This is a genomic window from Ruminococcus difficilis, assembly GCF_016680995.1.
Window position 1 is genome coordinate 1 of record NZ_JAEQMG010000042.1, and the last position, 22,286, is coordinate 22,286.

Below are 22,286 nucleotides of genomic sequence, written 5' to 3' on the forward strand. Positions count from 1 at the left end.
TATCAGCGCGTCGACCTGTGCCGCCTGCAAGAATCCCGCAAGCGCTCCGTGACCGCTGCCGTTTGTGCTGACGACCTGCTCGCCAACAATCACGCCGTTTTCCGCGTCATATAGCTTGAAATATTCTGAATGTCCGAAGTGCTGAAAAATCTCTCCGTTGTCATAGGTTACTGCAATTCTCATGGTGTTTTGTCCTTTCTCAATCAGGTTTTCGGGTGGCTGCTGTGGCGTGAATTTGCAATTGCCGCCCGTGATCAAAAGCCGCTTGCCGTTGACAAGAACGTCTCCGATCTTTTTCCGCGCGCTGTCGTAGATGGCGGTAACGGTCGTGCGCGATACGTTCATACGCGCGGCGCACTGCTCCTGCGTCATCCCTTCGTTGTCGAGCAGACGGAGTGCTTCAAACTCGTCAACGGTCATCAATACGCTCTCGGACGCGTCAATATCGTCCGGCGAAAAGCTGCGATACACAGGCAGCCTGTCAACAAATCGGCAACGTTTCGGTCTCGGCACAGCGTTCACTTCCTTTCACAGATGATTTTACCATAGTTATTGACATATGTCAATAACTGTGAGCGCAAATGATTTATCATATTGCAATTGACTAAGGGTCTCGGCTGTGCTATAATGATTGACAGATTTAAATGGGAGGGATTGCCGTGACGAAAAGAAACCGTTTGATCGCGCTGCTGCTTGCGGCTGTCGTTCTCTTTGTCATGGCGTTCTCGCTGTTTGTTGTCGCCGCGGAAGCGGGTCACGACTGCCTCGGCGAGGATTGTCCCATATGTGAGCTCATTGCGGTTTGTGAAAACAACGTCAGAGGATTATCTCTGATACTTGTCTTTATCTCGCTGATCGTTGCGCTCGCGCTGATGCGGACGTTCATAACATACAGCCGTCCGTTTGTTTTTGATACGCAAACTCCCGTTTCGCTCAAGGTGAAGCTGACGAATTAAATATTTCAAATCAACAGGGATTTTGTCTGCTTTCCGGCAGGCTTATTTCGCGTGTGCGAAAGTCCCTGTATTTTTGCGCTCTTTTTTAGAAATTGTTTATTCGGAGGTTTTACTAATGAAAAAAATAATTGCTTTGGTTTTGAGTGTACTGATGGTCTGCGGCGTTTTTGCCGGATGCGGAAGCACCGCTGCGGACAACGGGAAATTGAACATCGTCACGACGATTTTCCCGATTTACGATTGGGTCAGAGAAATCGTCGGCGATAATGACAACGTCAATCTGACAATGCTGCTGGACAGCGGCGTTGATCTGCACAGTTTTCAGCCCACGGCAGACGATATCGTAAATATCTCCACCTGCGATATGTTCATCTATGTCGGTGGCGAATCCGACGAGTGGGTGGAGGACGCGCTGAAAGAAGCGACCAACAAAAATATGATCGCGATCAATCTTTTGGATGTCCTCGGCGATTCCGTGAAGGAGGAAGAGGTCAAGGAGGGTATGGAAGCCGAGGAAGGCGAGGAATCGGAGGACGAGCCCGAATATGACGAACATATTTGGCTTTCGGTGAAAAACGCGAAGGTTCTGTGCGAATATATCGCGGAACAGCTCGGTAAAATCGACTCCGCCGACAAGAATACCTTTAAAAGCAACACAGCGGCGTATACGGCGCAGCTTGACGCTCTGGACAAGGACTATCAAGCGGCTGTTAAGCAGGCGGCTGTCAAAACCCTGCTGTTCGGCGACCGGTTTCCATTTCGTTATCTCGTCGATGACTACGGGCTTGATTACTACGCAGCCTTTGTCGGCTGCTCAGCGGAAAGCGAGGCGAGCTTTGAGACCATCGTTTTCCTTGCCAACAAAGTAGACGAGCTGCACCTGAAGGCGATATGCAAAATCGAAAGCTCAGACGGGAAGATCGCCCAAACGATCAAGGATAACACCAAGGAAAAGAATCAGGAGATCGTGACCTTTGATTCCATGCAGTCAACGACCGGAAATCAGGTCAAGGGTGGAACAACCTATTTGTCCGTGATGAAAAACAATCTGGAATCGCTGAAAAACGCTTTGCAATAAGGAGAATCACCATGGCACAACTGATTTGCAGGGATTTGTGTCCGGGGTACAACGGGCAGGAGATTATCGGCAATCTCAATTTTGAGGTAGAAAAGGGAGATTACCTGTGTATCGTGGGTGAAAACGGCTCAGGAAAAAGCACGTTGATGAAAACCCTTCTCGGCTTGCAGCCGCCTGTCAGTGGACAGGTGCTGCTGGATGAAGGTCTGACAAGAAACCGAATAGGCTATTTGCCACAGCAGACAGAAATCCAAAAGGACTTTCCCGCCTCTGTCCGGGAGATTGTATTGTCGGGCTGTCAGAACAAATGCGGCGCGCGTCCTTTCTACTCTAAAGCCGACAAGGAACGAGCGCAGGCGAACATCGAAAAAATGGGGCTGCAATCACTGAAAAAACGTTGCTACCGCCATCTTTCGGGCGGTCAGCAGCAGCGGGTCTTATTGGCGCGCGCGTTATGCGCCGCCGAGGAGCTTTTGCTGCTCGACGAGCCCGTTGCGGGACTCGACCCCATCGTCACCGAGGAGATGTACCGCTTGATCGACGGACTGCACCGTGACGACGGCATGACGATCATCATGATCTCGCACGACCTGGACGCAGCTATTCAATACGCCGACAAGATCCTTCACATCGGTAAAAAAGTGTTTTTCGGCACGAAGGCGGAATACCTCGAAAGTAGCCAATCGAGCGCGTTTGTGAAGGGAGAGGTGTACCATGGCTGATGTTTTTTCAAAGCTCGGACTTTATCTGCAATATCCGTTTGTGCAGTACGCCCTGATCGTCGGCATATTGATAGCGCTGTGTTCGTCGCTCTTGGGCGTGACGCTGGTGCTGAAACGTTTTTCCTTTATCGGAGACGGCCTGTCGCATGTCGCGTTCGGCGCCATGGCAATCGCCGCCGTACTGCATTTCACCAACGATATTCCGTTCGTCCTGCTAATCACGGTCGTAAGCGCAGTTCTTCTTTTGCGCACGGGACAGAACACCAAAATCAAGGGTGACGCTTCTCTGGCAATGATCTCAGTCGGCGCGCTGGGGATCGGATATCTTATTATGAATATATTTTCGACGTCGAGTAACCTATCGGGCGACGTGTGCTCTACCCTGTTCGGCTCCACCTCGATTCTGACGCTCACGCCGGTTGACGTTTGGCTGTGTATCATTTTGTCGGTGCTCGTGATCAGCGTATTCATCTTCTTTTACAACAAAATCTTTTGCATCACCTTTGACGAGAGCTTCGCGCTCGCGACGGGCGTACGGGCAAAGCTCTACAATCTGTTTTTGGCGGTGGTGATTGCTGTGATAATCGTGCTGGCGATGAACCTCGTTGGCTCGCTGCTGATTTCGGCACTGATCATCTTTCCGGCTCTCTCGGCAATGCGGTTGTTCAACAGCTTCAAGTCAGTCACGATCTGTTCTGCGGTTCTGTCGGTCGTATGCGCAGTGCTGGGATTGCTGATATCCATCGGGTTCGGCACTCCCGTCGGCTCGACGATCGTGGCGGTAGACATCGTTTCATTCTTTATTTTCACAATTTTAGGTAAATTTATCGGAGGCAGCAGACAATGAAAAAAGCAGCAGCAATGATTCTTTTGATGGCAATGACCATTCTCCTCGCATCCTGCTCTCAGGGCGCGGACAACAAAACCGGCTCTAAAACGAAAACGGTAGACGACGTGCTGCAGCAACAGACGGCAACCACGGTCGAAGCGACAACATCGGCGTCAACGGTGAAAAACAATAACACGAACAAAAAGCAGGCAGACGTTGACTTAACCGAGCTCAGCAGCACGATGGTCTATTCCGAGGTCTATAACATGGTTTCCAAACCGGATGATTACATCGGCAAAACCGTCCGCATGAACGGCGCGATGGCAATGAGCAAAGGCAACAACCAAGTTTATTACGCCTGTATCATCAAGGACGCCACCGCCTGCTGCTCTCAGGGAATCGAGTTTGTTCTCAAGGATGGCAGTTATCCGGCGGAAGGCACCGACATCACCGTTTTCGGCACCTTCAACACCTACAAGGAAGGCGAATACACCTACTGTCAGCTGAAAAACGCAGTCATAGAAGCATAAACAAACGCCTCAGTTTGGATTGTTCCGGCTTTCGGGGGTCGGACAACCAAACGGAGGTCAGTTCCTGTATTCCAGATATTCAATAAACCGTTTCACTGCGAGCGAGGCGGTTTTTCTGTTTTTCAAAGCCAAACCGATATCACGGTAGGCGGGAACGTCAAGTTCTTTGGCGGCGATCCGATACGGAATCCGCTTCAAAATTAGCTTAGGCAGTATGCTGATACCGAGTCCGCTTTCAACCATCGACATTACCGCATAATCGTCCCAGGTCGTGAATTTCACATTCGGCGTCAATCCGTTTTTCTCGAAAACTTCGGATATCTCCGCCTTTGCACCCTTTTCGATCAGCATAAACGGTTCGCCGCAAAGCGCTTTTACAGGGAATCTTTCGCACCCTGCCAGCGGATGATTTTCGGAGATGACGGCAAGCAGTCTGTCACGCTCCAAAAAGATGGTATCAAAATCACTGTTCGCCGGAAGCCGGAGAAATCCGCAGTCAACACGTCCCTCGGCGATCCATTCCTCGATCTCGGTATAGTCGCCGAGAAGCAGCTCATAATCGATGTCGGGATAGTCCTTCTGAAACGCCTTGATGATGTTCGGCAGCCAATGCGTCGCAACGCTTGAAAAGGTACCGATACGGATCAAGCCCGACTGCAAGCCGTTGAGCTCGTCCACTTCCATTTGCAGCTTTTCGTATTCTGCCACCACATTTTTCGCATACGGCAGGAGCTTGGTGCCGTCCGATGTCAGCTTCACACCGCCCACGCTTCTCTCCAGCAGCGTAACATTCCATTCCTTTTCCAGATCAGCGATCATGCGGCTGATGCTCGACTGAGAGTAGGAAAGCATCTCAGCCGCCCGTGTAAAGCTACCGTACTCCGCTGTTTTGACAAAGGATAAATATTTTTGAATATTTGCCATATTATCACCTGCTTTTACTATTTGTTTTCCGAATAATTATCATTTGATAATTCCGCTTTTCAAATCCATATCCCTATGATACGATATTCTCAGAAGAAATGCAAGAGGTGCGTTATGAAAAGATCGTATATGAAATACTTTGCGGCACTGCTGCTGTTCGGCTTCAACGGGATCGTAGCGAGCTTTATTGATTTATCAAGCTATGAGATCGTGTTGCTGAGAACATTCATAGGAAGCGTATTATTAATCGCTTTGTTCTTCCTGACGCGCAATAAGCTTACATTTTATCAATACAAAAATGACAGCCTGTTCCTGCTTCTCTCGGGAATCGCTATGGGGACGAGCTGGATGTTCCTCTATGAAGCATACGCCCAAATCGGCGTGAGCATCGCCTCTCTGTGCTACTATTGCGGACCGGTCATCGTGATGGCGCTGTCGCCGTTATTGTTCAGGGAAAAGCTGACCGCATCAAAGCTCTGCGGGTTTGCGGCGGTCCTCATAGGAATCATCCTTGTCAACGGCAGCGCCTTTGACGGAAACGGTAATCTGTGGGGTATCTTCTGCGGTCTGATGTCAGCCGTGATGTACGCCGCTATGGTGATCTGCAACAAAAAAGCGCGGCGTATCACCGGAAAGGAAAACGCCACACTTCAGCTGCTTGTCAGCTTTTTGACGGTATTTATCTTTGTCCTGTTCAAGCAGGGGTTAACGGTTCATCTGCACACGGAGGATATCATCCCTGTGCTGATCCTTGGCTTGTTCAATACAGGAATAGGGTGTTACTTCTACTTTTCGTCGATCGGTAAACTGCCTGTCCAGACAGTCGCGGTCTGCGGTTATCTGGAACCTCTCTCGGCTGTCGTGTTTTCGGTGATCGTCCTGCACGAAACGATGCTGCCGATCCGGATCCTCGGAGCCGCGCTGATCATCGGCGGAGCGGTATCAAGCGAACTTGTTAAAAGAAAAACTTCATAATACTCTGTGTAATATTACAGAGGAACAAATAAAACAAGATTACTTTTCCTATCCGCTTCAAGTCCTTCTGCCCCTGCCACATCGGTACTATGACAATGATACAAGTTGTCATAGTACCTTTTAATTTTTCTATCTTAAAATGGCTACTATACAAGCCAAAAGCGGACTACGGGGGTGCAAACGCATCCCAGTAGTCCGCTTATTTCCTAACTTTTTAATTATTTAGGGTGCAAACCCGAAAGAAAATTTGCACCCCCTTGGTAAACAATTTAATTTTTCTACGAATAATTAAAAGGTTCAAAATGATTCGATTAGTCTCTTGAAATAAACTTTTTCCACCTTCTTAACACATCCCTCAGCGGCTCGTCCAAATAAGAAAATGCCTTGTCCTGAATCCAGCCGGGAATGCCATAAGCCGCCTCTGCTATACTACCTGTGATTGCAGCAAGCGTGTCACTGTCACCACCAAGGGAGATTGCGTTCCTAATGGCATCCTCAAAGTCAGTGCTTTCAAGAAATGCAACAATGGCCTGTGGCACGGTCTCCTGACAAGTCTCGTTAAAACGATAGGTAGGACGGATTTCGTCCAATGTCCGAGAGAGGTCGTATCCGTATTCTTTTTCTATGTATTCCTTGACGCGCTTTTTGCACTCTGCCGGATCACCATTAATCGGCTGTTCGTAGTCACCGTGATACCCACCAAAGTAATAACGGCACATGAAGATTGCATCAGCCGTTGCCATTGCACCTTTGATGCCTTCCGGGTGGTTATGTGTAACCTCTGCTGAAAGCTGCGCAATCGATCTTCCACCAGACGGCCACATTCCAGTTCTGGCACAGAAGCCACAATCCATAATCCATGCGCATGGAGAAACTCGCATAGCGGAACCGTTGCCAAAGCTATTATACGGCTCACGGTTATCGGATGTAATCCATGCACCGAATCTGCCGCCGTATCCGGCATCCGGGTGCATCCGACCATATTTCTTCATGGCATCGATAAAGTCGTCTTTCTCGCCACCGTTCATGACCGCCTCCGCTACGGCGCAGGTCATGACAGTATCATCTGTAAAAAAGCAGTCATCTCGAAACAAGGGAAACTCCTTCGTTTTTATATTGTGCCATTCGTAAACGGAGCCTACAATGTCACCGACTATTGCTCCAAGCATAAAATCACTCCTTATTGCACATTCTTCTTCAGCTGCTCAAACGCAGCCTTAATCTTTGCCGCCATCAATTTTCTGCGCGCCTCAAGAAAATCCTCATAAGCCATATTTTCCCAACCATGCGGCAAGGCGTTTTCACTTTCCATGCGTCGAATCTCCTCATCAGACTTGCCACTACAAATAATTGGATAATATACCGAAGGTGCATCATCAAGAATATCCATATTATCTTTCCAATCAATGTAGGCGTAGTTTGCCATCTGATTTATCTTGGCATCCGAGTACCCCATAGATTTAAGATATGCTTTTGGAAATAAATGATGTTTTTCGAGAGATTTTCTTTTTCCGTCAGTACCCGTCTCAAACAATTTGGATACGAACAGATTGCTTTTTGAAAACAAAATGCCCGCATTCAAAATATTAAGAGAAGCAACATACGCATTCCAAGCGTTATTGCCTCTACCCGACACTGCCAACCCTTCAGAGCCAACGAGGGTTATATCGAAATAATCGTTTGTCAAGCGTTCATTTACTCGTGATAAAATAAACTCTTTATATTCATCAACATTTGTAAGTTCCTTAATGCTGTTCAAATGATTTTCTACCGTAGAATCCTTTGTAGTTTTCAGCGTTAAAGTCTTCTGAATCAAAGCGTTTTGACGTTATATGATTATAAAAAGCAGTATACATAGCTTTTAACTCGGTGTTTTTTCTTTTTGTGCCCGGTTGAGCAGTGTTTCTGTCAAATATTCCTGTGTTTGAATAATCTTTATATGGCATAAGATACCTCTGTTAAGGATATTTGTTGATAGTTACCGGTATATTATTGCGTGAAAGGTGCTCAATATTACGTTTGGTTCCTTTACTCTTTCCATCCCAAAGCATAAGCCCACGATCGGCGCTTTCGACCATTGCGATATCTTTTTGAATATAGAAATCGTACCCTTTTGTTTCATAACAAACAGATATATAGCGAACTTCCCAACCGCCAATATTGTTTCGGACATTATTACCGCTCACATAGACGATAACATTTTTATAGCCCGAATCAGCGAAGTATTCCTGTACAGCTGCATCAGCACCGCGACAATCACCTATTAACACGGTATCTACATAGTGGATTATTTTGTTTAGCTCTTGAATAGTATCATCACTAAGATAATGTATAGATTTTGAGCCTGCGATAAATATTTTCATCAGATTAATCTATCTAAATAAACCGTAGTATCCGTAATCTGAATTTTACTTCCCATTTCGTACTTAGCGTATTTCCAAAGATATTTGTCGATTTCTTTGTAGGATATATTCTCTAACTTAAAATGCTTTACAAATGCGTTATATACCTTGCAGTAATTATGATAGTTATTGAGGTCATTTTGCGTAAAGCCGTGAGTGAAGAAATGAAAACAAGAATCTTCGCAGTTATTCATGTAGTAAAGCATACCCTTTGAATAACTGTCAACAATCGGAAATTCAGCGGGATTATGAAAGCTGCAAAACTTTGAAGCGAAGGAGTAGAGCTTGCGCTGATAAAAAATTCCGCCATACGCAATTCGATTTACAATGTCATAATCAACCTTCTCGCCATGAATTGAGCTGTCGATATTGAGCTCTACAATATCACGGGAAACATTCAACAAGTCCATATCTAAGATTTGTGTGCTGTAAAAAGCATTTAACAACGTAACTTTTGCTAACACTTCATCGAGGTCTGTGTTGTTTGGGAACTTACTATACAGCTTGATAATTGCACTATCCTTAAAGAAATCCGAACGGTTGTTGTCATTATCAAACTTATCAACATACTCTTTTACCAATTCCGGTGTTGGATAATCAAATTGAAAAGTCTTTGCCATTATTCATCTCTCCTTATTGTTTTTCTATATTTTTTCAATCCAATCCGCATATTATCAATCATCTGCTCTCTAAGTCTTTGCGGAGCAATGATTTCAACAAACGGAGTGAATGCCTTTGCGAATTGCTCAACTGCCATTTCATTTACCGTGACTGTTACTGTGATTTGCTCGTCCGTTTCGTCCGTGAGTCGTATATTTTTCCCGAACATATCAATCGTGTCGCTGAGGATGATCTTATCAATGCGGAATACCGCATGAACGTCTTCACTTGCGAACATATACGGGTGCTTGGTCATATATTCCTTGATGTTAAGTCTGCGCCCGTTTGCTTCAGGCAAGGATTCAAACGGCTTTGCCGCTTCGTCAAGGATTTCAATATCACAGATTCGGTCTATTCGGTAGTTGGTGACGTCATCATACTTATCGTAATTGCAAATAAGATAATACTTTCCCTCACGCGCCGCCATATGATAAGGATTGATGACATAATCACGCACCGTTCCGTCCGCTCTCATACGCTTGTGCGGCTTTTTATCGGAGCGGTATTCGGTGTAATGAAAACGAACCTTCCGCCCTTTTGAAATTGCTTCGTCCAACAACTCGATGTTGTAAAATAACTGCCTGTTATCTGTCTTTTCAACAGGTGGTTTTACAATATAACGGACGCGCGAATCAAAGTAGATATTTGACAAGCCTTTCAGCTTTTTCACCAGCCTTTGGCTCTGTTCGCTCGGAATATGCGTTGAGAACATTACGCTGTCAACCAATAGCCGCAGCTCGCTGTCCGTAAACTCATGATTCAAGTAAAAATCGGAAAGTATATGGCTTTCCTCCAACTCACCATTTCTGCCTTTGATCATTCTCAGTGAATCGCTGTATTCAATGTCATAGCCGAACTCAATTAAATCCATCAGGTTCCGCTTGACAGCTTTACGCTCGGTTTTCATCTGATACTCACGCTCTAAAATTTCGAGGATATCATTCTGACTGAGTCTGTGGTTTTCGTCAGTGTATTTGCGGAGAATATCCAGAATATTCATAATCAACAGCTTTTTCGGCGGCTTGGCATACATCACACTCACCTCGGATTAAAATAATTCGTCACCAAACGCTTTCAGAGTTTTAAAATAGCACCACATATTCGGATCATAGGAATAATTATCAAATATTTCTGCGTCGTCCCCGGTATAGTGCCTGAGTATTGCGGCAGCTATACCTGATGAACGGGAAATGCCCGCATCACAATGAATTATCAACAGCTTATCTTTGTATTTCTTGGAGAATTCAACGATTCTTTCTGCATCTTTATCACATAAGAGGTCTTTTTCGGCAGCAATAATATCATTTACATCTAAGCTTTCTGGCTCATCGGCATCTACAAAAGACAGCTCTAATATATCAATGACTTGATTTTCTTCGCTCTTAAATACGCAATAATCGTATATATTGTAAGGGGTAGAAATTGAAATGATAGCGGACGGTTTGTCATGGTGTTTTTTACAGTATTGATATGCTTCCAAACGCGACATCACAATAACTTTGATTCTTTCATTCATACTGTTTCCTATTGTTGCATACTCATTGATTTCTGATATTATAATAGCATATTGGCTTTCTTTATTCAATCATTATACATATCTTTATGGCGCTTTTTCGGTGCATCTTTCTTCTTTTGATATAGAAACCCTCATGACATAGTGAAAAGCAGAATCAATATTTACAGAGGAGAAGCTTTTCAAAGACTATGGAGTTTGATTCAGAACTGTGTTATCATATAAACAAAACCATTTCTTTTCGTTTATATCTTTTCGCTGTCAGGTAAGCGGCGAAAACAGACGTATAAAAAAGCAAAAGTATAAAAGAAACTCCATATGGGTTTTCTTTTATACTTTATCGCAAAAACTTTGAGGTGAATTATGATTTACGGATATGCCAGATGCTCGACCAACGAGGAATTGCAGGACATCAACAGACAGATCAGAGAATTGATACAGCTTGGCGCTAGGGAGGAAAACATTTACCGTGAATATGAAAGCGGTATGAAGAATGACCGTGTGGAACTTCAACGGTTGTTATCCGCAGTCGAAGCAGGCGACACGATTGTCGCTACCGAGGTCAGCCGGATCACGCGCAGCACAAAACAGCTCTGCGAAATTATTGAATTTGCAAAAGACAGGCACATCAAGTTGGTGTTGGGTTCGTTTATCGTCGATTGTACAAAAGAGCTTGACCCCATGACTGAGGGTATGCTGAAAATGATGGGCGTATTCAGCGAGCTTGAGCGCAACATCATCAGCCAGCGCGTCAAAAGCGGCCTGCAGAATGCCAAAGCCAAAGGCGTAGCTATTGGCAGACCCGCGACCTCTGAAGACAGGATCCCGAAAATATTTTTCAAATACTATCCAAAGTACAAGCGCGGTGAAATCAACAAATCTGAATTTGCAAAGCTCTGTTCGGTTTCCTATCCCACGATATTCAAATACATCTCTGTTGTCGAAAACTGAATTTCCACAATTCAAGGGAGCTGTCGCACTAAGTCCTAACAAAAAATAAAAGCTCCCTGCCGTATATAGACTCAGGAAATGATACAATTCCAGAGTCCTGTTTTTCTCATAAATAAGCCTTTTGCAAGCATTAAATGTGTATCCCGCTCCGAGAACCGCAGCTGCACGGGGGTTGAACCGCACCGTTGCCGCCCGCAGAACCGCAGTCAAGAAACTGTTCATTAACCGACAAATCAGGTTCGGAAACCCATCCGAAACCGGACAGGCTACGCGTTCGGGCTACCTGGTCTTTTCTTTTTGCTAGGGCTTATTGCGACAGCCCCTTGTTTCGCCTTATTGAGTACCCTCCGTCAATATCTCATCCAGAGCCGCGGATAAAAGCCGCTTCATATTTTGCAGCTCATCAGGATTCGGTCGGGTTTCGTCGCTGTACATCTTTTCCATGGGATACCACCATACAGGACCCTTTCCGTGATTGCCGTAGCTGCCGAGGTCGCCGCTGACGCGCGGCGTGAGGTGCCAGTGCAGGTGAGCGTCGCCCATGCCGAGCAGCTCGTAATTCATCTTTTCCGCGCCAAACGTCTTTGCCGCAGCCTGCGCGACGATCGTCATTTCCTCCAAAAACAGCGCGCGTTCGGCTTTGTCAAGGTGAAACAGCTCGGTCTTATCGCCGTGCTCCTTATACAAAAACAGCGTATAGCCGCGAAAATGCTGATGATCGCCGATCACGACATAGCCCGTTTTCAGCTCTCTGACAAAATACGGGTTTTCGCCTCTTTTTATCATTTCAATCCTGTCGCAGATCAAGCACATACTACACCTTCTTTACCGCGTAAAATCCGCTTTGCATGTAGGAATGCCAAAACAGCTCCGCGACGGAAAAGCCTGTTTGCCTGAGCAAATCCAAATGTTCGGTAATGGTTATCGGGAAGAATTCGCGGTTGTACCGCGCGGAGTGAGATTTCACTTCCTCGGGTGTTCTTCCCGCCTTGATTTCAAAATCCTCGAGCCGTTTCAGCATATTGTTGACTCCGCATTCGGTAAACGGCGCGGTGTTCTCAAAGCAGATAAAAATGCCACCGGACTTCAATGCCTTGAAGCAGTTTTTGACCGCCGTTTCTCTGGTCGCTTTGTCGAAATAATGGTGCGACTGAATCGCCGTGACGACGTCAAAGCGGTTTTCAAAGTCCAGCTTTTCCGAGCCGACACAGTGAAATTCACAGGGTTGATCATTGAGCTTTTCCCGCGCGTCTGCAAGCATTTTTTCGGACGGGTCGCAGAGCACCAGCTCCGACAGATTCAGCCTTTCGAGCGCCATCTGACCGAGCGTACCCGTGCCGCAGCCCGTATCCAGAACGGCAAGCGGCTTACTGCCGCAATGCGCCTGAATCACGCTGAAGATCTGCTCATATATCTCATCATAAAACGGAATCACTTTCCGCACGTTTTCGTCATACCGGTTTACCGCAACCGCGGATTTGTTGTCGGTCATACGCTGCACCTCAAAAATATTCCACCTTACCGTCTTCAAGGCGATAAAGCGCTCCGATCACTTTCAAGCCGTGCTCCTCTTCCTCGTGAATGGCAAGACTGCTTTCGATAACCGCGATGCTGTGACGGACGTTCAGACGGCACGCTTCTTCCTCGTCGGTCTCTCCGCCGATGGCAAGGCGAATCTCATCCGTGATGAATTTGATGTACCCGTCGGGGTCGTGGTTGATGGCGGCGTCCACCGCGCCGCAGTGGTTATGACCCATCACGACGATCAGCTTCACGCCGAGGTGCGACGCGGCGTACTCTACAGAACCGAGCTGGTGGTCGTCCATCACATTACCGGCAACACGAATCACAAACAACTCGCCGATGCCCGCGCTGAACACGCTTTCGGGAAGCACACGCGAATCCGAACAGGTGATGATGATCGCATACGGCTGCTGCCCGTTCCGGCAGGTATCAAGCCGCTTTTCAGGCGAAATATCGCCGCTGCCGGTTCTGCTGTTCATGTATATTTGATTGCCGCTTTTCAGCTTTTCCAACGCTTCATCGGCAGTGAGATTTTTGATTATTTCATGTGACATTTTTCATCATTCCTTTGTATTATGAATGTTCTATTCTTTGAAAATACTTTTCTGACTTCTCATCGCATATCCGCAATATTTCCCGCTTTTCTTCATCAGTCAGATTCTTCCACACTGTCGGCTCCACCTCGATGATGCCGAGGGTTTTGGTGTGGCGGAGCATCTGCATATCTTCAAAGCGTTTGAACGGATTTGCAAGGATATTCCTTCTCGCTTCCGCGTCGGTGTAACCGCCCTTCGCGAAAATACTGTTCGCTTTTTCAGCTTTCAATCCGCTTGCTTTTCTTCCCTCATAATATTCCCTGAAATACGCGACGATATTATCAATCGGCACCCGTCCGTTTTTGTCGGCATGTGCAAAAATCGCTTTTAGCAAAACGGGCTTGTAGGAATAACTCATGTCCATTTGCCGCACCATATCCATGAAAAGCTCCTTGCGGTTTTCATCGTCTATTAATGTCCAGCCGTATTCTTCAGCCGCCGCATTCAGCGTTTCCTCGCGGAAGTATTTCAGCTTTTTGTGCTCACTGAGCGGTACGATCATATCGGGAATGATCTTGCCCTCACGGATATAGCGTTCAACGGTTTCGGACTGCACGTCCACGCGGCGGATAAACTCCATTTGCGACAACATTCCCGCCGCTTCGTCCTGCCAGTTGAATACGTCAACCGCTTCATAATCCGTCGCGCTGACGGGATAGTCGATCAGCGCTTCCGGCTTTTCTCCTCTGCGGTACAGCTCGTCATCCTCCTGCATCTGCTGTTTGGTTCCAAGGACGCGCTTTCCGGGATGATATTCCTTTAATTTCATCAGTCGATGAAGTGAATACGGCATATTATACTGACTCGCGTTATCCACGAAGTCAAACACCATCAAAAATTCCTTGCCGTCGCTCAACCTCATACCTCTGCCGAGCTGCTGTGTATAGAGCACCTTTGACATTGTCGGACGTGCCATAAACAAAACTTCGGTTTCAGGGCAATCCCAACCCTCATTGAGCAGGTCACAGGCGCATAACACCTTGATTTCGCCATGCTTGAATTTGGCAAGGATTTCATTTCTCCCGGACATTTTCATGCTGCCCGACACCGCCTGTGCAGGAACGCCGCGTTCACGTATTTTTGCTGCGATTTCCTCCGCATGCTTTACACTCGCGCAGAAGATGACCGTGCGTTTGTCTGACACGTATTCCATAAAGGTATCAACAATCAGTTTGTTGCGGTCAGGAACAAATATCTTACTTTCAAGGTCGCGGATATTGTAGCGGACGCTGTTGAACCGCACCTTCGTCAAATCAATGTTGGTATGTATTCTGATACAACGAACGGACACAAGCTCGCCGATTTCCACCGCCGTCTTGATATCGAGCTTATGCGCGGTATTTTTGAAAATGTCCAGAATGTTCCGGTCGTCGGCACGTTCGGGAGTCGCCGTCAGTCCGAGCGTGAAGGACGGTTTGAAATACGACAAAATTTTCTGATAGGTTTCAGCTGCCGCATGATGCGCTTCGTCAATGATCAGATACTCAAAATCCGTTTCGCCAAACTCCTCCGTATGCAGCGCGACGCTCTGCACACTGCCGCAAACAACAAACGCATCCTTTTCTTTGAGCGGACCCATATAAATACCGACGCTCACGTCAGTCCACAGTCTTTTGAATGTCTCCGCCGCCTGTGTGACAAGCTCGTTGGTATGCGCGATAAACAACGTGCGCTTGCCAATGCGCTTTGCGTCCGTGACCGCAGTCACGGTTTTTCCCGTGCCTGTCGCGTGATAAATCAAGGCGATGGTTTCATGCCGCCTACGCATTTCTTCAAGCGAAGCAAGCGCGTCTTTTTGGTGTTCCTTGAGCTCCAGATTATCCGCTTCAATGGCTTTGCTCCGCTGACACGGAAGATAGTCCTCCACCTCGCGGAAATGCGGCGAAGAACCTAAAAAAACGCGCAGCTCGTCCTTGACGGTATCGGGCTGCTGCTGCATCTGACGAACCGCCCAGCGGTAAACATCCCATCCGAGATAGATCATGCTGTTCTGCTTGAGCAGGTCGTCATAGTATTTGTTGCGCGAAACAAGCCGCGGATTGTGGGTGGCTTCATCGTCAATTTCAATCGCGATTCTTTTCGCGCCGTTCTCAATCAGGAAGTCCGCAAATCGATCGTTGTTGTAGATGTCAAAGAAGTGATACTGGCTGTATAAGTACCCTGCTTTTTCCGCGCCGAAGGTATCGGAAAACAGGTCGATAAACAAATCCTCCGCCGTACTGCCGGGCGCGGCATGTAATGATGTGCTCATAGGGTGTTCACTTCCTCTGAAAAGTCTGAATTAATTGTAGCACTTTTTTTGCCGCTCCGTCAAGGTTAAGCCACATAATATTTCAATGGGGTGATTGAGGTGATTATTCTCCAAAATCCGCATAAATACTTGTGTTTTCCACTTTTTGTCAGGGTGGCGTTCGGGTGATTTATCCCCTCAAGTTTACCTGAACATCACCCCAGCGGATGATTGAAAAAGCTGATGAACACTGATAAAATGCAGATATTACCCCAATCACCCGTAAATTTCATAACTCCCAAAACTATTTCATTCCAATACAATACTGCCCTTTTCTTCTCTGTCCATCGCGTATGTCAGCAGAGCGGACTTGCTGATGGCGGCAAAGTAATCGGACTCGCCGTATTCATCGTCATACAGCTCCTCTATCATCCTCAGCGTTTCGCGCAGCTGCAGAAGCATGGCAAATTCATGCTTGCAGTGATACGAGCAGAAACATCCGCAGGTCAGATTGCTGATCTCGCCCGCGAAATAGTCAAACGTCAGCTCATAAGCCCTGCTGCCCTCGACGATCGCTCTGCCGCTTTCGCCGTCCACGCTGATGTACACTACCTTGCAACGGTTGTAGTAATCAAACCCTCTTTCCGCTATCTCGCTGCGGAAACCAAAGGCTCTCGGGTCATCAATATGAACGCTCTCGTTGTCACAGCCCACCGCGTACTCCTCTTCACTCTCGGGAGGAAGGAACCACGCGCGGATCTTGTCGTATGGAATGACGTCCTTGTCAAAGGCTATCAGGTGCGAACCGCCGAAATACAGTCTGCCTTTTACCTCTGTGTCGGCAACCGCGATCACGCGCTTGTAGTCGGACAGTCTGATTTTAAAGGTGCGCGACAGCTCGGTCACGATTCCCTTCACGCCCTCGAGCTTTCCCTCGACAAAGACGATGTCGCCGACGTGCAGATCAAAGCGGTCGTTGTAGTAAGAATAGGAACGTCCCTGACTCGGGAAGCGCACCTGCACCACCGACTTTACAGGCTGCATCTCTCCGGGCATCTCCGCAAGCTGCTCCGCTGTCTGCTGCTCTTCCTCATATCCGCTGAAACCGATTTTGAACTTCATGGTAATACCTCCCCATAAAATAAGTATGTGTTGTATTTCTGATACCAATATTATCTCAAAACCGATGTCCCATTTAACGGACATTGCAATCCATCATCGTGATTTTCCCGCTTATTTGCAATATATGATTAGAAAAAGCGTGCAAACAGATTTGAATTCTGCTTACACGCTGTAGGATTTATTTACAGTAGGACTTGATACACGCCGAAACAAACTCCGCTGTGCCCTCGCCGTGCCGGTCGATATTTTTCCGGAAGCGGTCGTCGGTGACATACATCTGTCCCAAGCCTTTGAGAATGTCGTCGGTGCAGGTGTAGAAGTTGTCGGTAATACACTGCTGCAATTTTTCTACCGTGATTTTTGCCGGCTCGCTGTCAGGTGAAACACCGGCGCGGTTCAACTCGGCAAACTCTTCAAACACCGCATCGATCAAGGCGGCGGCTTGGCTGTGATCGGTATGGCGCTGCTCGAATTCTTTGTAGGCGGCGGTATTGCCCCAACGCTGTTTGGCTTCCTCTGCGTATTGACTTTTCAGAACTTCGTATTCGTTTTTCGTTTTCATAAAACACTCTCCTTTCTCCACGCTGTCGATTGCCATGATCAACCGCTCCAGTCGTTCTTTTTTCGCAAGCAGCAGCTTCCGCTGACGTGAGAGCGCCTGCTGTTTGTCATAGTCAGGCGACAAGAGAATCTGCGCGATGGTTTTGAGAGAGAAATCCAGCTCGCGGTAAAATAATATCTCCTGCATGCGCTCCAAAGATCTTTCGTCATAAAACCGGTATCCGTTCTGCGCGTCGACCTCGGACGGTTTGAGCAATCCGATTTCGTCGTAGTAGTGAAGCGTGCGCACGCTCACGCCAATTTGCTGCGCAAACTCTTTAATCTGCATTTTCAACTTCCTCACCTCGGGTTCTATGATAACCTATGACGCTGCGTCAGAGTCAAGTGTTTTCCGAAAATATTTTATAACAATATTTTCGGGAACGCAACTGTTGCAATCATTCGCCGCGCGTATTATAATGAGTTATAACCTATCGAAGGAGGCAAACAATATGGACTGTGTATTTTGCAAAATCATCAAGGGAGAGCTTCCGAGCTGCAAGCTGTACGAAGACGACACAACGAGTTCCATCATGGATATCGCGGACGACGTTGACGGACATATCCTCGTCATTCCGAAGAAGCACTTCAAAAATATTCTTGACTGCGACAGCGATGCGCTGCACGACATGATGGATACCGTGCAGAAGGTTTCCCGTCACCTTGTCGACAACTGCGGTTACGACGGCGTGAACCTGCTCAACGCAAGCGATGAAAGCGCAGGTCAGTCGGTACCGCATTTCCATATCCACATCATTCCGCGCAAGCGCAATGACGGCATTGACGGATGGCCTGTTTTCAAGGGCGCCGAAAAGAGCTACTCGTACCATTTCGAAAAACTGAAAATGAACGGTTGACAAATCCCGTTTCGGAAATTATAATATAACCAACCTATAAAGAGTGCGCGAGAGACAAGCTCGTTGACCGCACACCAACCTGCAACATGTAAGGTGGTAATGCTTGAATGATGGGTAGCGTTGCGACCGCCGCCGGTGGCGGATGAAGGGAGCAAAAGCGCTGCGCAAAATAAGGCGTTGAAGGAGCAGTTTTAACTGCGACGCGCAACGACTATATTTTGCGAGGGTAATCCTTTGATTTACTACGCCCGTCTGACGATGGGCGTTTTTTCGTGCTCCTCTTTTGGGTAATAATTTTTTTGGAGGAACGAAAATGAAAACAATCACAAGTCTTATCAACGCAAACAAAAAGGTCTATGTCAGAATGAGCAGTGATGAAATCTGCAAAGCGTTTTTCGCGCAGGCAGAGAACGAAGGATTCCTGTTCGGCGGCATGAAACCGACCGCAAAGCATCCCTCGGATCTGATCGCGGTGCTCTCTGACAAAACGCTCTGTTACGTCGGAACAATCGGAAGAATGGCGGCAGGCTCGGGAGCGGAAAATGTGTGCGTCATCGACGCGGAGGAAATACTGTTTTAAGGCGCGCCTCGCTGAGTCTATTACTCAGCGAGGTTTTTTGCGCCCTGTTTCGCCGTGTGTCGCCCTGTGTGCGATTTGTTGCAGAAAGTCGGGAAAGTACCCGATAAAACCGTTCGCGCCGTGTCGGGCGTTTGTCGCGGCTTTGTGGAGCCGTGTCAGAATCTGCGCTGCATAAAACAAAGAGTACCGGCGGGTACTTTATCCGCCTATTATGAACTTCCTGACATTAAAAACCGCCATAAACGGCGGGTCAAAAAAATCATCTAACCTGCGAAAGCAACTGTTCACAACGAGGGACTCACGGCAAAGAAAACACGCCCTGTTTCGCCGTGTGTCGCCCTGTGTGCGATTTGTTGCGAAAAGACGGGAAAGTACCCGACGAAACCTTTCGCGCCGTGTCGGGCGTTTTTCGCGGTTTATGAGAGTGAAAATATTTTCGAATATCCGTTCTAAAAAAGCATTGACACAAATGTTCGAGTATGTTATACTGAACATACATTCGACAAAGAAACGTTCTTTTTTGATGGACACGGTTCGACAGATTTCGCTTCGACACTTCGTTACAATATTTGCTATGGAGGTACGCTATGGAACATAAAACTTACAAAAGCTACGACGAGCTTCCGCTGATGCTTTCCGTACAGGACGTGGCAGACGTGCTCGGCATTTCTATTTCGGGAGCGTATGAGCTGGTAAAAGAAAAGGGCTTTCCCTGTCTGCGCATCGGTGCGCGGATCGTAGTGCCGAAGGAAAAATTCATCAAGTGGGTGGAGGACAACTCATGAACAAGTACGCGACGACGCCGCAAGGTCAGTATCACGGACCTCTTCCCGTCAGAAATTTCTTTCCTCTGCCGAATATCATTTTTGACCTCGGACTGACCGCGGAGGAAATCGCCGTGTATGCCTTTCTGATGAAGTGCGAGGACAGACGAACCTACACCTGTTACCCAAGCTACAAAACCATCGGGGACGCCATCGGCAAAAGCCGGAACACGGTCATCAAATATGTGAATATGCTCGAAGAAAAAGAGCTGATCACCAAGCGCAAGTCCTTCGTGATCACCAAAGACGGCAAAGCGTGGAACGGCAATCTGATTTTCAAGATAGCGCCTCTCAGAAACGAGCAGGATGTCTATTATTATCAGCAGATGTGGAAACGAAGGAATATCCCGTATTTCAAGCCGGAAAAGCGCCGTAAAAGAAGATGATTATCAGAAGCAGGTTAAAGTCAGGCGTCCGCCATGACGCTGTACATCAGACGGCAGAGCCGACTGTTGCGATGGTTAAGGCGTTATTCGGCGGTTTTGTTGGTTGCTGCATTTCGGGGTCTATATTTTGAGGAGTTTTTCATGGTTGAAAATAAGAAAAAATACGCTTATTGGATGTATCCATCCATGGTCAAGGAGATAGAAAAATCGCTTGATTTGGCTAACGCAACATCAAAGAGCGATTTCGTTTGTCAGGCGGTGAAATTTTATATCCGCTTTCTGCACTTGGGAAAGTCAATGAATCTGATTGCGCCGCTGCTGGAGCAGACCGTTCACAACGAAGCAGAGAGCGTCGAGCGAAATCTTTCCGAGATGATGTTCAAGATCGCGGTGGAACTCGGCGTGCTTTCCAACGTGATCTGCGCGGCACATAACTATTCTGACGAAACCGTTTCCAGTTTGAGAGAGAACGTTGCCGAGGAGGTCGCCTCCACCAACGGCGTATTTACCTTCGAGGACGCCTACCTTTGGCAGAAGGATTAGCGATGGCAAAATTTATTTTGACAAGCCGATATATCAAAAATCCCGCCTTCGCCAACGCGGGAAAGTTGCTGCAATATATGGCGACACGCGACGGCGTGGAGAAGCTGCCAAAGGGCATTGACAACAAGCCTGCCACCAAACAGCAGGAAAAGCTGATCAAAAGCATCGCGAAAAACTTTCCCGAGACAAAGAAATCCATCGAGTTCGAGGACTACGAAAACGAGCCGACGAAAGCAAACGCGAGTGAATTTCTCTCTTACTTTGAAGAAAACTACGCGGATAAAGCGGAAAACATGAAGGGTCTTGTCCGCTACTTTGCGGAGCGTCCCGGTGTGGAAAAGCTCGGCAGCCACGGCTTGTTTTCTCAGACGGACGACAAAATCAATCTCAATGAGGTCGCGGATGAGGTCAATAATCACGATGGTGTGGTGTGGACACACGTACTCAGTCTGCGCCGTGAGGATGCGGAAAGGCTGGGTTACAACAAAGCGGACGCGTGGAAAAAGCTCGTCCGCAGGAACGTCGCCGCGATTGCCGAAGCGCATAAGATAGACCTCGACGACCTGCAATGGTACGCCGCGTTTCACAACACGGGTCATCATCCGCACATTCATCTGATGGTTTACTCCAAATCGGGACAGGGTTATCTGACCAACAAGGGCATCGAAAAACTCAGAAGCCGGTTCGGAAACGATATTTTCCGCAACGAGCAGTACAAGCTGTTCGAGATGCAGACGGAAATCCGCAACGAAATCAAGCAGGAATCCAAGAGCGTCATCGACGAGCTGCTCGCCAATGTCAGTGAAAATCATACTCCCTCCGACGAGCTTGTGGATCTGTTCCGTCAGCTTTCAGCCGCCATGAAGGAGCACAAAGGCAAGTGGCTCTACGGTTATCTTCCGAAACCGACGAAGGATTTGGTGGATAAAATCATTCACGAAATTGCAAAGGACGAGGGCATCGCCGCGCTCTATTCGAAATGGAATGAGATCAACCGAGAAAAGCTTTCGCTCTATCACGAGAAGGAAACACCCGACATTCCGCTCGAGGACAACAAAGAATTCCGCAGTATCAAAAATGATTTGCTCCGCGCGTTCAAGATTCTCTCTCAGCTGCCGCCGGAAAATCCTGTCAATGCCGCGCAGGTAAAGGCAAGCGCGTCGGGTATTCTGCTTCAGCTTGCCAAGCTGATCGCGCAGAGCTGTCAGCGCAAACGCGCCAAGCTGCGCTCTCAGGTTGACAGCAAGCTGCTCTCCGCTATCGAAGAAAAGAAACGCGCCCACGGCTTAAAAACCGACAAGAGCGCGCAAAGCAACGACGACAGCGAGGAAGAATATTACGGAATTTCTATGTGAATTTTCTCTGGATATTCTCAAAAAGATGTGGTATCCTGTGTCGTTGACAGGAGGTGAAAGGCATGGCAGGAAAACGACCTGACGGCGACGGCCTCGTCCGCAAGAGAAGCGACGGAGGTGGGAAGGCAA

Annotated in this window: 28 protein-coding genes and 1 riboswitch; of the genes, 13 read left to right on the top strand and 15 right to left on the bottom strand. The window is 47.5% G+C overall.

Annotation, left to right across the window (positions count from 1 at the left end; translation table 11 throughout):
* On the bottom strand, positions 1–513 hold a 513-nt coding region (locus JKK62_RS17945), incomplete at its 3' end, for a DUF134 domain-containing protein (RefSeq protein ID WP_201427030.1).
* 146 nt (positions 514–659) lie between these two features.
* Between JKK62_RS17945 and JKK62_RS04325 the strand changes: the two genes are divergently transcribed.
* From JKK62_RS04325 to JKK62_RS04345, 5 genes are all read left to right on the top strand, one after another.
* Positions 660–956: a hypothetical protein gene (locus JKK62_RS04325; RefSeq protein ID WP_201427031.1), complete on the top strand. Its 297-nt coding sequence runs from the start codon at positions 660–662 to the stop codon at positions 954–956.
* Between the two features lie 115 nt (positions 957–1,071).
* Positions 1,072–2,034 carry a metal ABC transporter substrate-binding protein gene (locus tag JKK62_RS04330; RefSeq protein ID WP_201427032.1) on the top strand — a complete coding sequence of 321 codons (963 nt, stop codon included), beginning with the start codon at positions 1,072–1,074 and terminating at the stop codon, positions 2,032–2,034.
* An 11-nt stretch (positions 2,035–2,045) separates the two neighbouring features.
* Positions 2,046–2,756, top strand: coding sequence for a metal ABC transporter ATP-binding protein (locus JKK62_RS04335; RefSeq protein WP_201427033.1), 711 nt, complete (start codon positions 2,046–2,048; stop codon positions 2,754–2,756).
* Positions 2,749–3,603 carry a metal ABC transporter permease gene (locus JKK62_RS04340; protein WP_201427034.1) on the top strand — a complete coding sequence of 285 codons (855 nt, stop codon included), beginning with the start codon at positions 2,749–2,751 and terminating at the stop codon, positions 3,601–3,603. Before JKK62_RS04335 ends, JKK62_RS04340 begins: the two co-directional genes overlap by 8 nt.
* A complete protein-coding gene (locus JKK62_RS04345) occupies positions 3,600–4,115 on the top strand; it encodes a hypothetical protein (RefSeq protein WP_201427035.1) in 516 nt (171 codons plus the stop codon). Before JKK62_RS04340 ends, JKK62_RS04345 begins: the two co-directional genes overlap by 4 nt.
* Before the next feature lie 57 nt (positions 4,116–4,172).
* Here JKK62_RS04345 and JKK62_RS04350 read toward each other — a convergent pair whose 3' ends face one another.
* The gene (locus JKK62_RS04350; protein WP_201427036.1) at positions 4,173–5,039 is read right to left on the bottom strand and encodes a LysR family transcriptional regulator; all 867 of its coding nucleotides are present in this window, start codon (positions 5,037–5,039) and stop codon (positions 4,173–4,175) included.
* 114 nt (positions 5,040–5,153) lie between these two features.
* Here JKK62_RS04350 and JKK62_RS04355 point away from each other — a divergent pair, with 114 nt between their 5' ends.
* On the top strand, positions 5,154–6,014 hold the full coding sequence (locus JKK62_RS04355; RefSeq protein WP_201427037.1) for a DMT family transporter: 861 nt from the start codon (positions 5,154–5,156) through the stop codon (positions 6,012–6,014).
* Positions 6,015–6,325: 311 nt separating this feature from the next.
* On the opposite strand, the gene JKK62_RS04360 is transcribed toward JKK62_RS04355, so the two are convergent.
* The 7 genes from JKK62_RS04360 to JKK62_RS04390 are packed head-to-tail and all read right to left on the bottom strand — an operon-like array spanning position 6,326 to position 10,661.
* Positions 6,326–7,183 (bottom strand): ADP-ribosylglycohydrolase family protein, encoded by an 858-nt coding sequence (locus JKK62_RS04360; RefSeq protein WP_201427038.1) that lies wholly within the window; start codon positions 7,181–7,183, stop codon positions 6,326–6,328.
* Positions 7,184–7,194: 11 nt separating this feature from the next.
* Positions 7,195–7,773 (bottom strand): hypothetical protein, encoded by a 579-nt coding sequence (locus JKK62_RS04365; RefSeq protein WP_201427039.1) that lies wholly within the window; start codon positions 7,771–7,773, stop codon positions 7,195–7,197.
* Positions 7,760–7,960, bottom strand: coding sequence for a hypothetical protein (locus JKK62_RS04370; RefSeq protein WP_201427040.1), 201 nt, complete (start codon positions 7,958–7,960; stop codon positions 7,760–7,762). Before JKK62_RS04370 ends, JKK62_RS04365 begins: the two co-directional genes overlap by 14 nt.
* A 12-nt stretch (positions 7,961–7,972) precedes the next feature.
* Positions 7,973–8,377, bottom strand: a complete 405-nt coding sequence (locus tag JKK62_RS04375) for a hypothetical protein (RefSeq protein ID WP_201427041.1) — start codon at positions 8,375–8,377, stop codon at positions 7,973–7,975.
* Positions 8,377–9,036, bottom strand: a complete 660-nt coding sequence (locus JKK62_RS04380) for an HI_0787 family protein (protein WP_201427042.1) — start codon at positions 9,034–9,036, stop codon at positions 8,377–8,379. The genes JKK62_RS04375 and JKK62_RS04380 overlap by 1 nt, the downstream gene beginning before the upstream one ends.
* Positions 9,036–10,109 carry a helix-turn-helix transcriptional regulator gene (locus JKK62_RS04385; protein WP_243411757.1) on the bottom strand — a complete coding sequence of 358 codons (1,074 nt, stop codon included), beginning with the start codon at positions 10,107–10,109 and terminating at the stop codon, positions 9,036–9,038. Before JKK62_RS04385 ends, JKK62_RS04380 begins: the two co-directional genes overlap by 1 nt.
* 15 nt (positions 10,110–10,124) lie before the next feature.
* Positions 10,125–10,661 (bottom strand): hypothetical protein, encoded by a 537-nt coding sequence (locus JKK62_RS04390; RefSeq protein WP_201427044.1) that lies wholly within the window; start codon positions 10,659–10,661, stop codon positions 10,125–10,127.
* A gap of 291 nt (positions 10,662–10,952) precedes the next feature.
* On the opposite strand from JKK62_RS04390, the gene JKK62_RS04395 reads away from it, so the two are divergent.
* The gene (locus JKK62_RS04395) at positions 10,953–11,540 is read left to right on the top strand and encodes a recombinase family protein (protein ID WP_201427045.1); all 588 of its coding nucleotides are present in this window, start codon (positions 10,953–10,955) and stop codon (positions 11,538–11,540) included.
* Between the two features lie 333 nt (positions 11,541–11,873).
* On the opposite strand, the gene JKK62_RS04400 is transcribed toward JKK62_RS04395, so the two are convergent.
* The 6 genes from JKK62_RS04400 to JKK62_RS04425 form a co-directional block, all read right to left on the bottom strand.
* Positions 11,874–12,326 (bottom strand): HIT family protein, encoded by a 453-nt coding sequence (locus JKK62_RS04400; protein ID WP_366502981.1) that lies wholly within the window; start codon positions 12,324–12,326, stop codon positions 11,874–11,876.
* Positions 12,327–12,354: 28 nt separating this feature from the next.
* A complete protein-coding gene (locus JKK62_RS04405; protein ID WP_201427047.1) occupies positions 12,355–13,032 on the bottom strand; it encodes a class I SAM-dependent methyltransferase in 678 nt (225 codons plus the stop codon).
* A 10-nt stretch (positions 13,033–13,042) separates the two neighbouring features.
* Entirely contained in the window at positions 13,043–13,618 is a 576-nt protein-coding gene (locus JKK62_RS04410) for a carbonic anhydrase (protein ID WP_092966207.1), read from the bottom strand.
* Between the two features lie 19 nt (positions 13,619–13,637).
* On the bottom strand, positions 13,638–15,911 hold the full coding sequence (locus tag JKK62_RS04415; RefSeq protein WP_201427048.1) for a DEAD/DEAH box helicase: 2,274 nt from the start codon (positions 15,909–15,911) through the stop codon (positions 13,638–13,640).
* Between the two features lie 288 nt (positions 15,912–16,199).
* Positions 16,200–17,012, bottom strand: a complete 813-nt coding sequence (locus JKK62_RS04420) for an SWIM zinc finger family protein (RefSeq protein ID WP_201427049.1) — start codon at positions 17,010–17,012, stop codon at positions 16,200–16,202.
* Between the two features lie 178 nt (positions 17,013–17,190).
* Positions 17,191–17,901, bottom strand: coding sequence for a MerR family transcriptional regulator (locus JKK62_RS04425; RefSeq protein WP_243411756.1), 711 nt, complete (start codon positions 17,899–17,901; stop codon positions 17,191–17,193).
* Between the two features lie 163 nt (positions 17,902–18,064).
* Between JKK62_RS04425 and JKK62_RS04430 the strand changes: the two genes are divergently transcribed.
* The 6 genes from JKK62_RS04430 to mobP3 all read left to right on the top strand — a co-directional run bounded on the left by JKK62_RS04430 (position 18,065) and on the right by mobP3 (position 22,157).
* The gene (locus JKK62_RS04430; protein WP_201427051.1) at positions 18,065–18,469 is read left to right on the top strand and encodes an HIT family protein; all 405 of its coding nucleotides are present in this window, start codon (positions 18,065–18,067) and stop codon (positions 18,467–18,469) included.
* A gap of 31 nt (positions 18,470–18,500) precedes the next feature.
* Positions 18,501–18,586: riboswitch (SAM riboswitch) on the top strand.
* Between the two features lie 196 nt (positions 18,587–18,782).
* Entirely contained in the window at positions 18,783–19,049 is a 267-nt protein-coding gene (locus JKK62_RS04435; RefSeq protein WP_201427052.1) for a hypothetical protein, read from the top strand.
* A 587-nt stretch (positions 19,050–19,636) separates the two neighbouring features.
* On the top strand, positions 19,637–19,834 hold the full coding sequence (locus tag JKK62_RS04440; protein WP_092966197.1) for a helix-turn-helix domain-containing protein: 198 nt from the start codon (positions 19,637–19,639) through the stop codon (positions 19,832–19,834).
* Positions 19,831–20,259 carry a helix-turn-helix domain-containing protein gene (locus tag JKK62_RS04445; RefSeq protein ID WP_092966195.1) on the top strand — a complete coding sequence of 143 codons (429 nt, stop codon included), beginning with the start codon at positions 19,831–19,833 and terminating at the stop codon, positions 20,257–20,259. Before JKK62_RS04440 ends, JKK62_RS04445 begins: the two co-directional genes overlap by 4 nt.
* Positions 20,260–20,400: 141 nt before the next feature.
* Entirely contained in the window at positions 20,401–20,802 is a 402-nt protein-coding gene (locus JKK62_RS04450; RefSeq protein WP_201427053.1) for a hypothetical protein, read from the top strand.
* Between the two features lie 2 nt (positions 20,803–20,804).
* Positions 20,805–22,157 carry a MobP3 family relaxase gene (mobP3, locus tag JKK62_RS04455; RefSeq protein WP_201427054.1) on the top strand — a complete coding sequence of 451 codons (1,353 nt, stop codon included), beginning with the start codon at positions 20,805–20,807 and terminating at the stop codon, positions 22,155–22,157.
* The last annotated feature ends 129 nt before the right edge of the window (positions 22,158–22,286 follow it).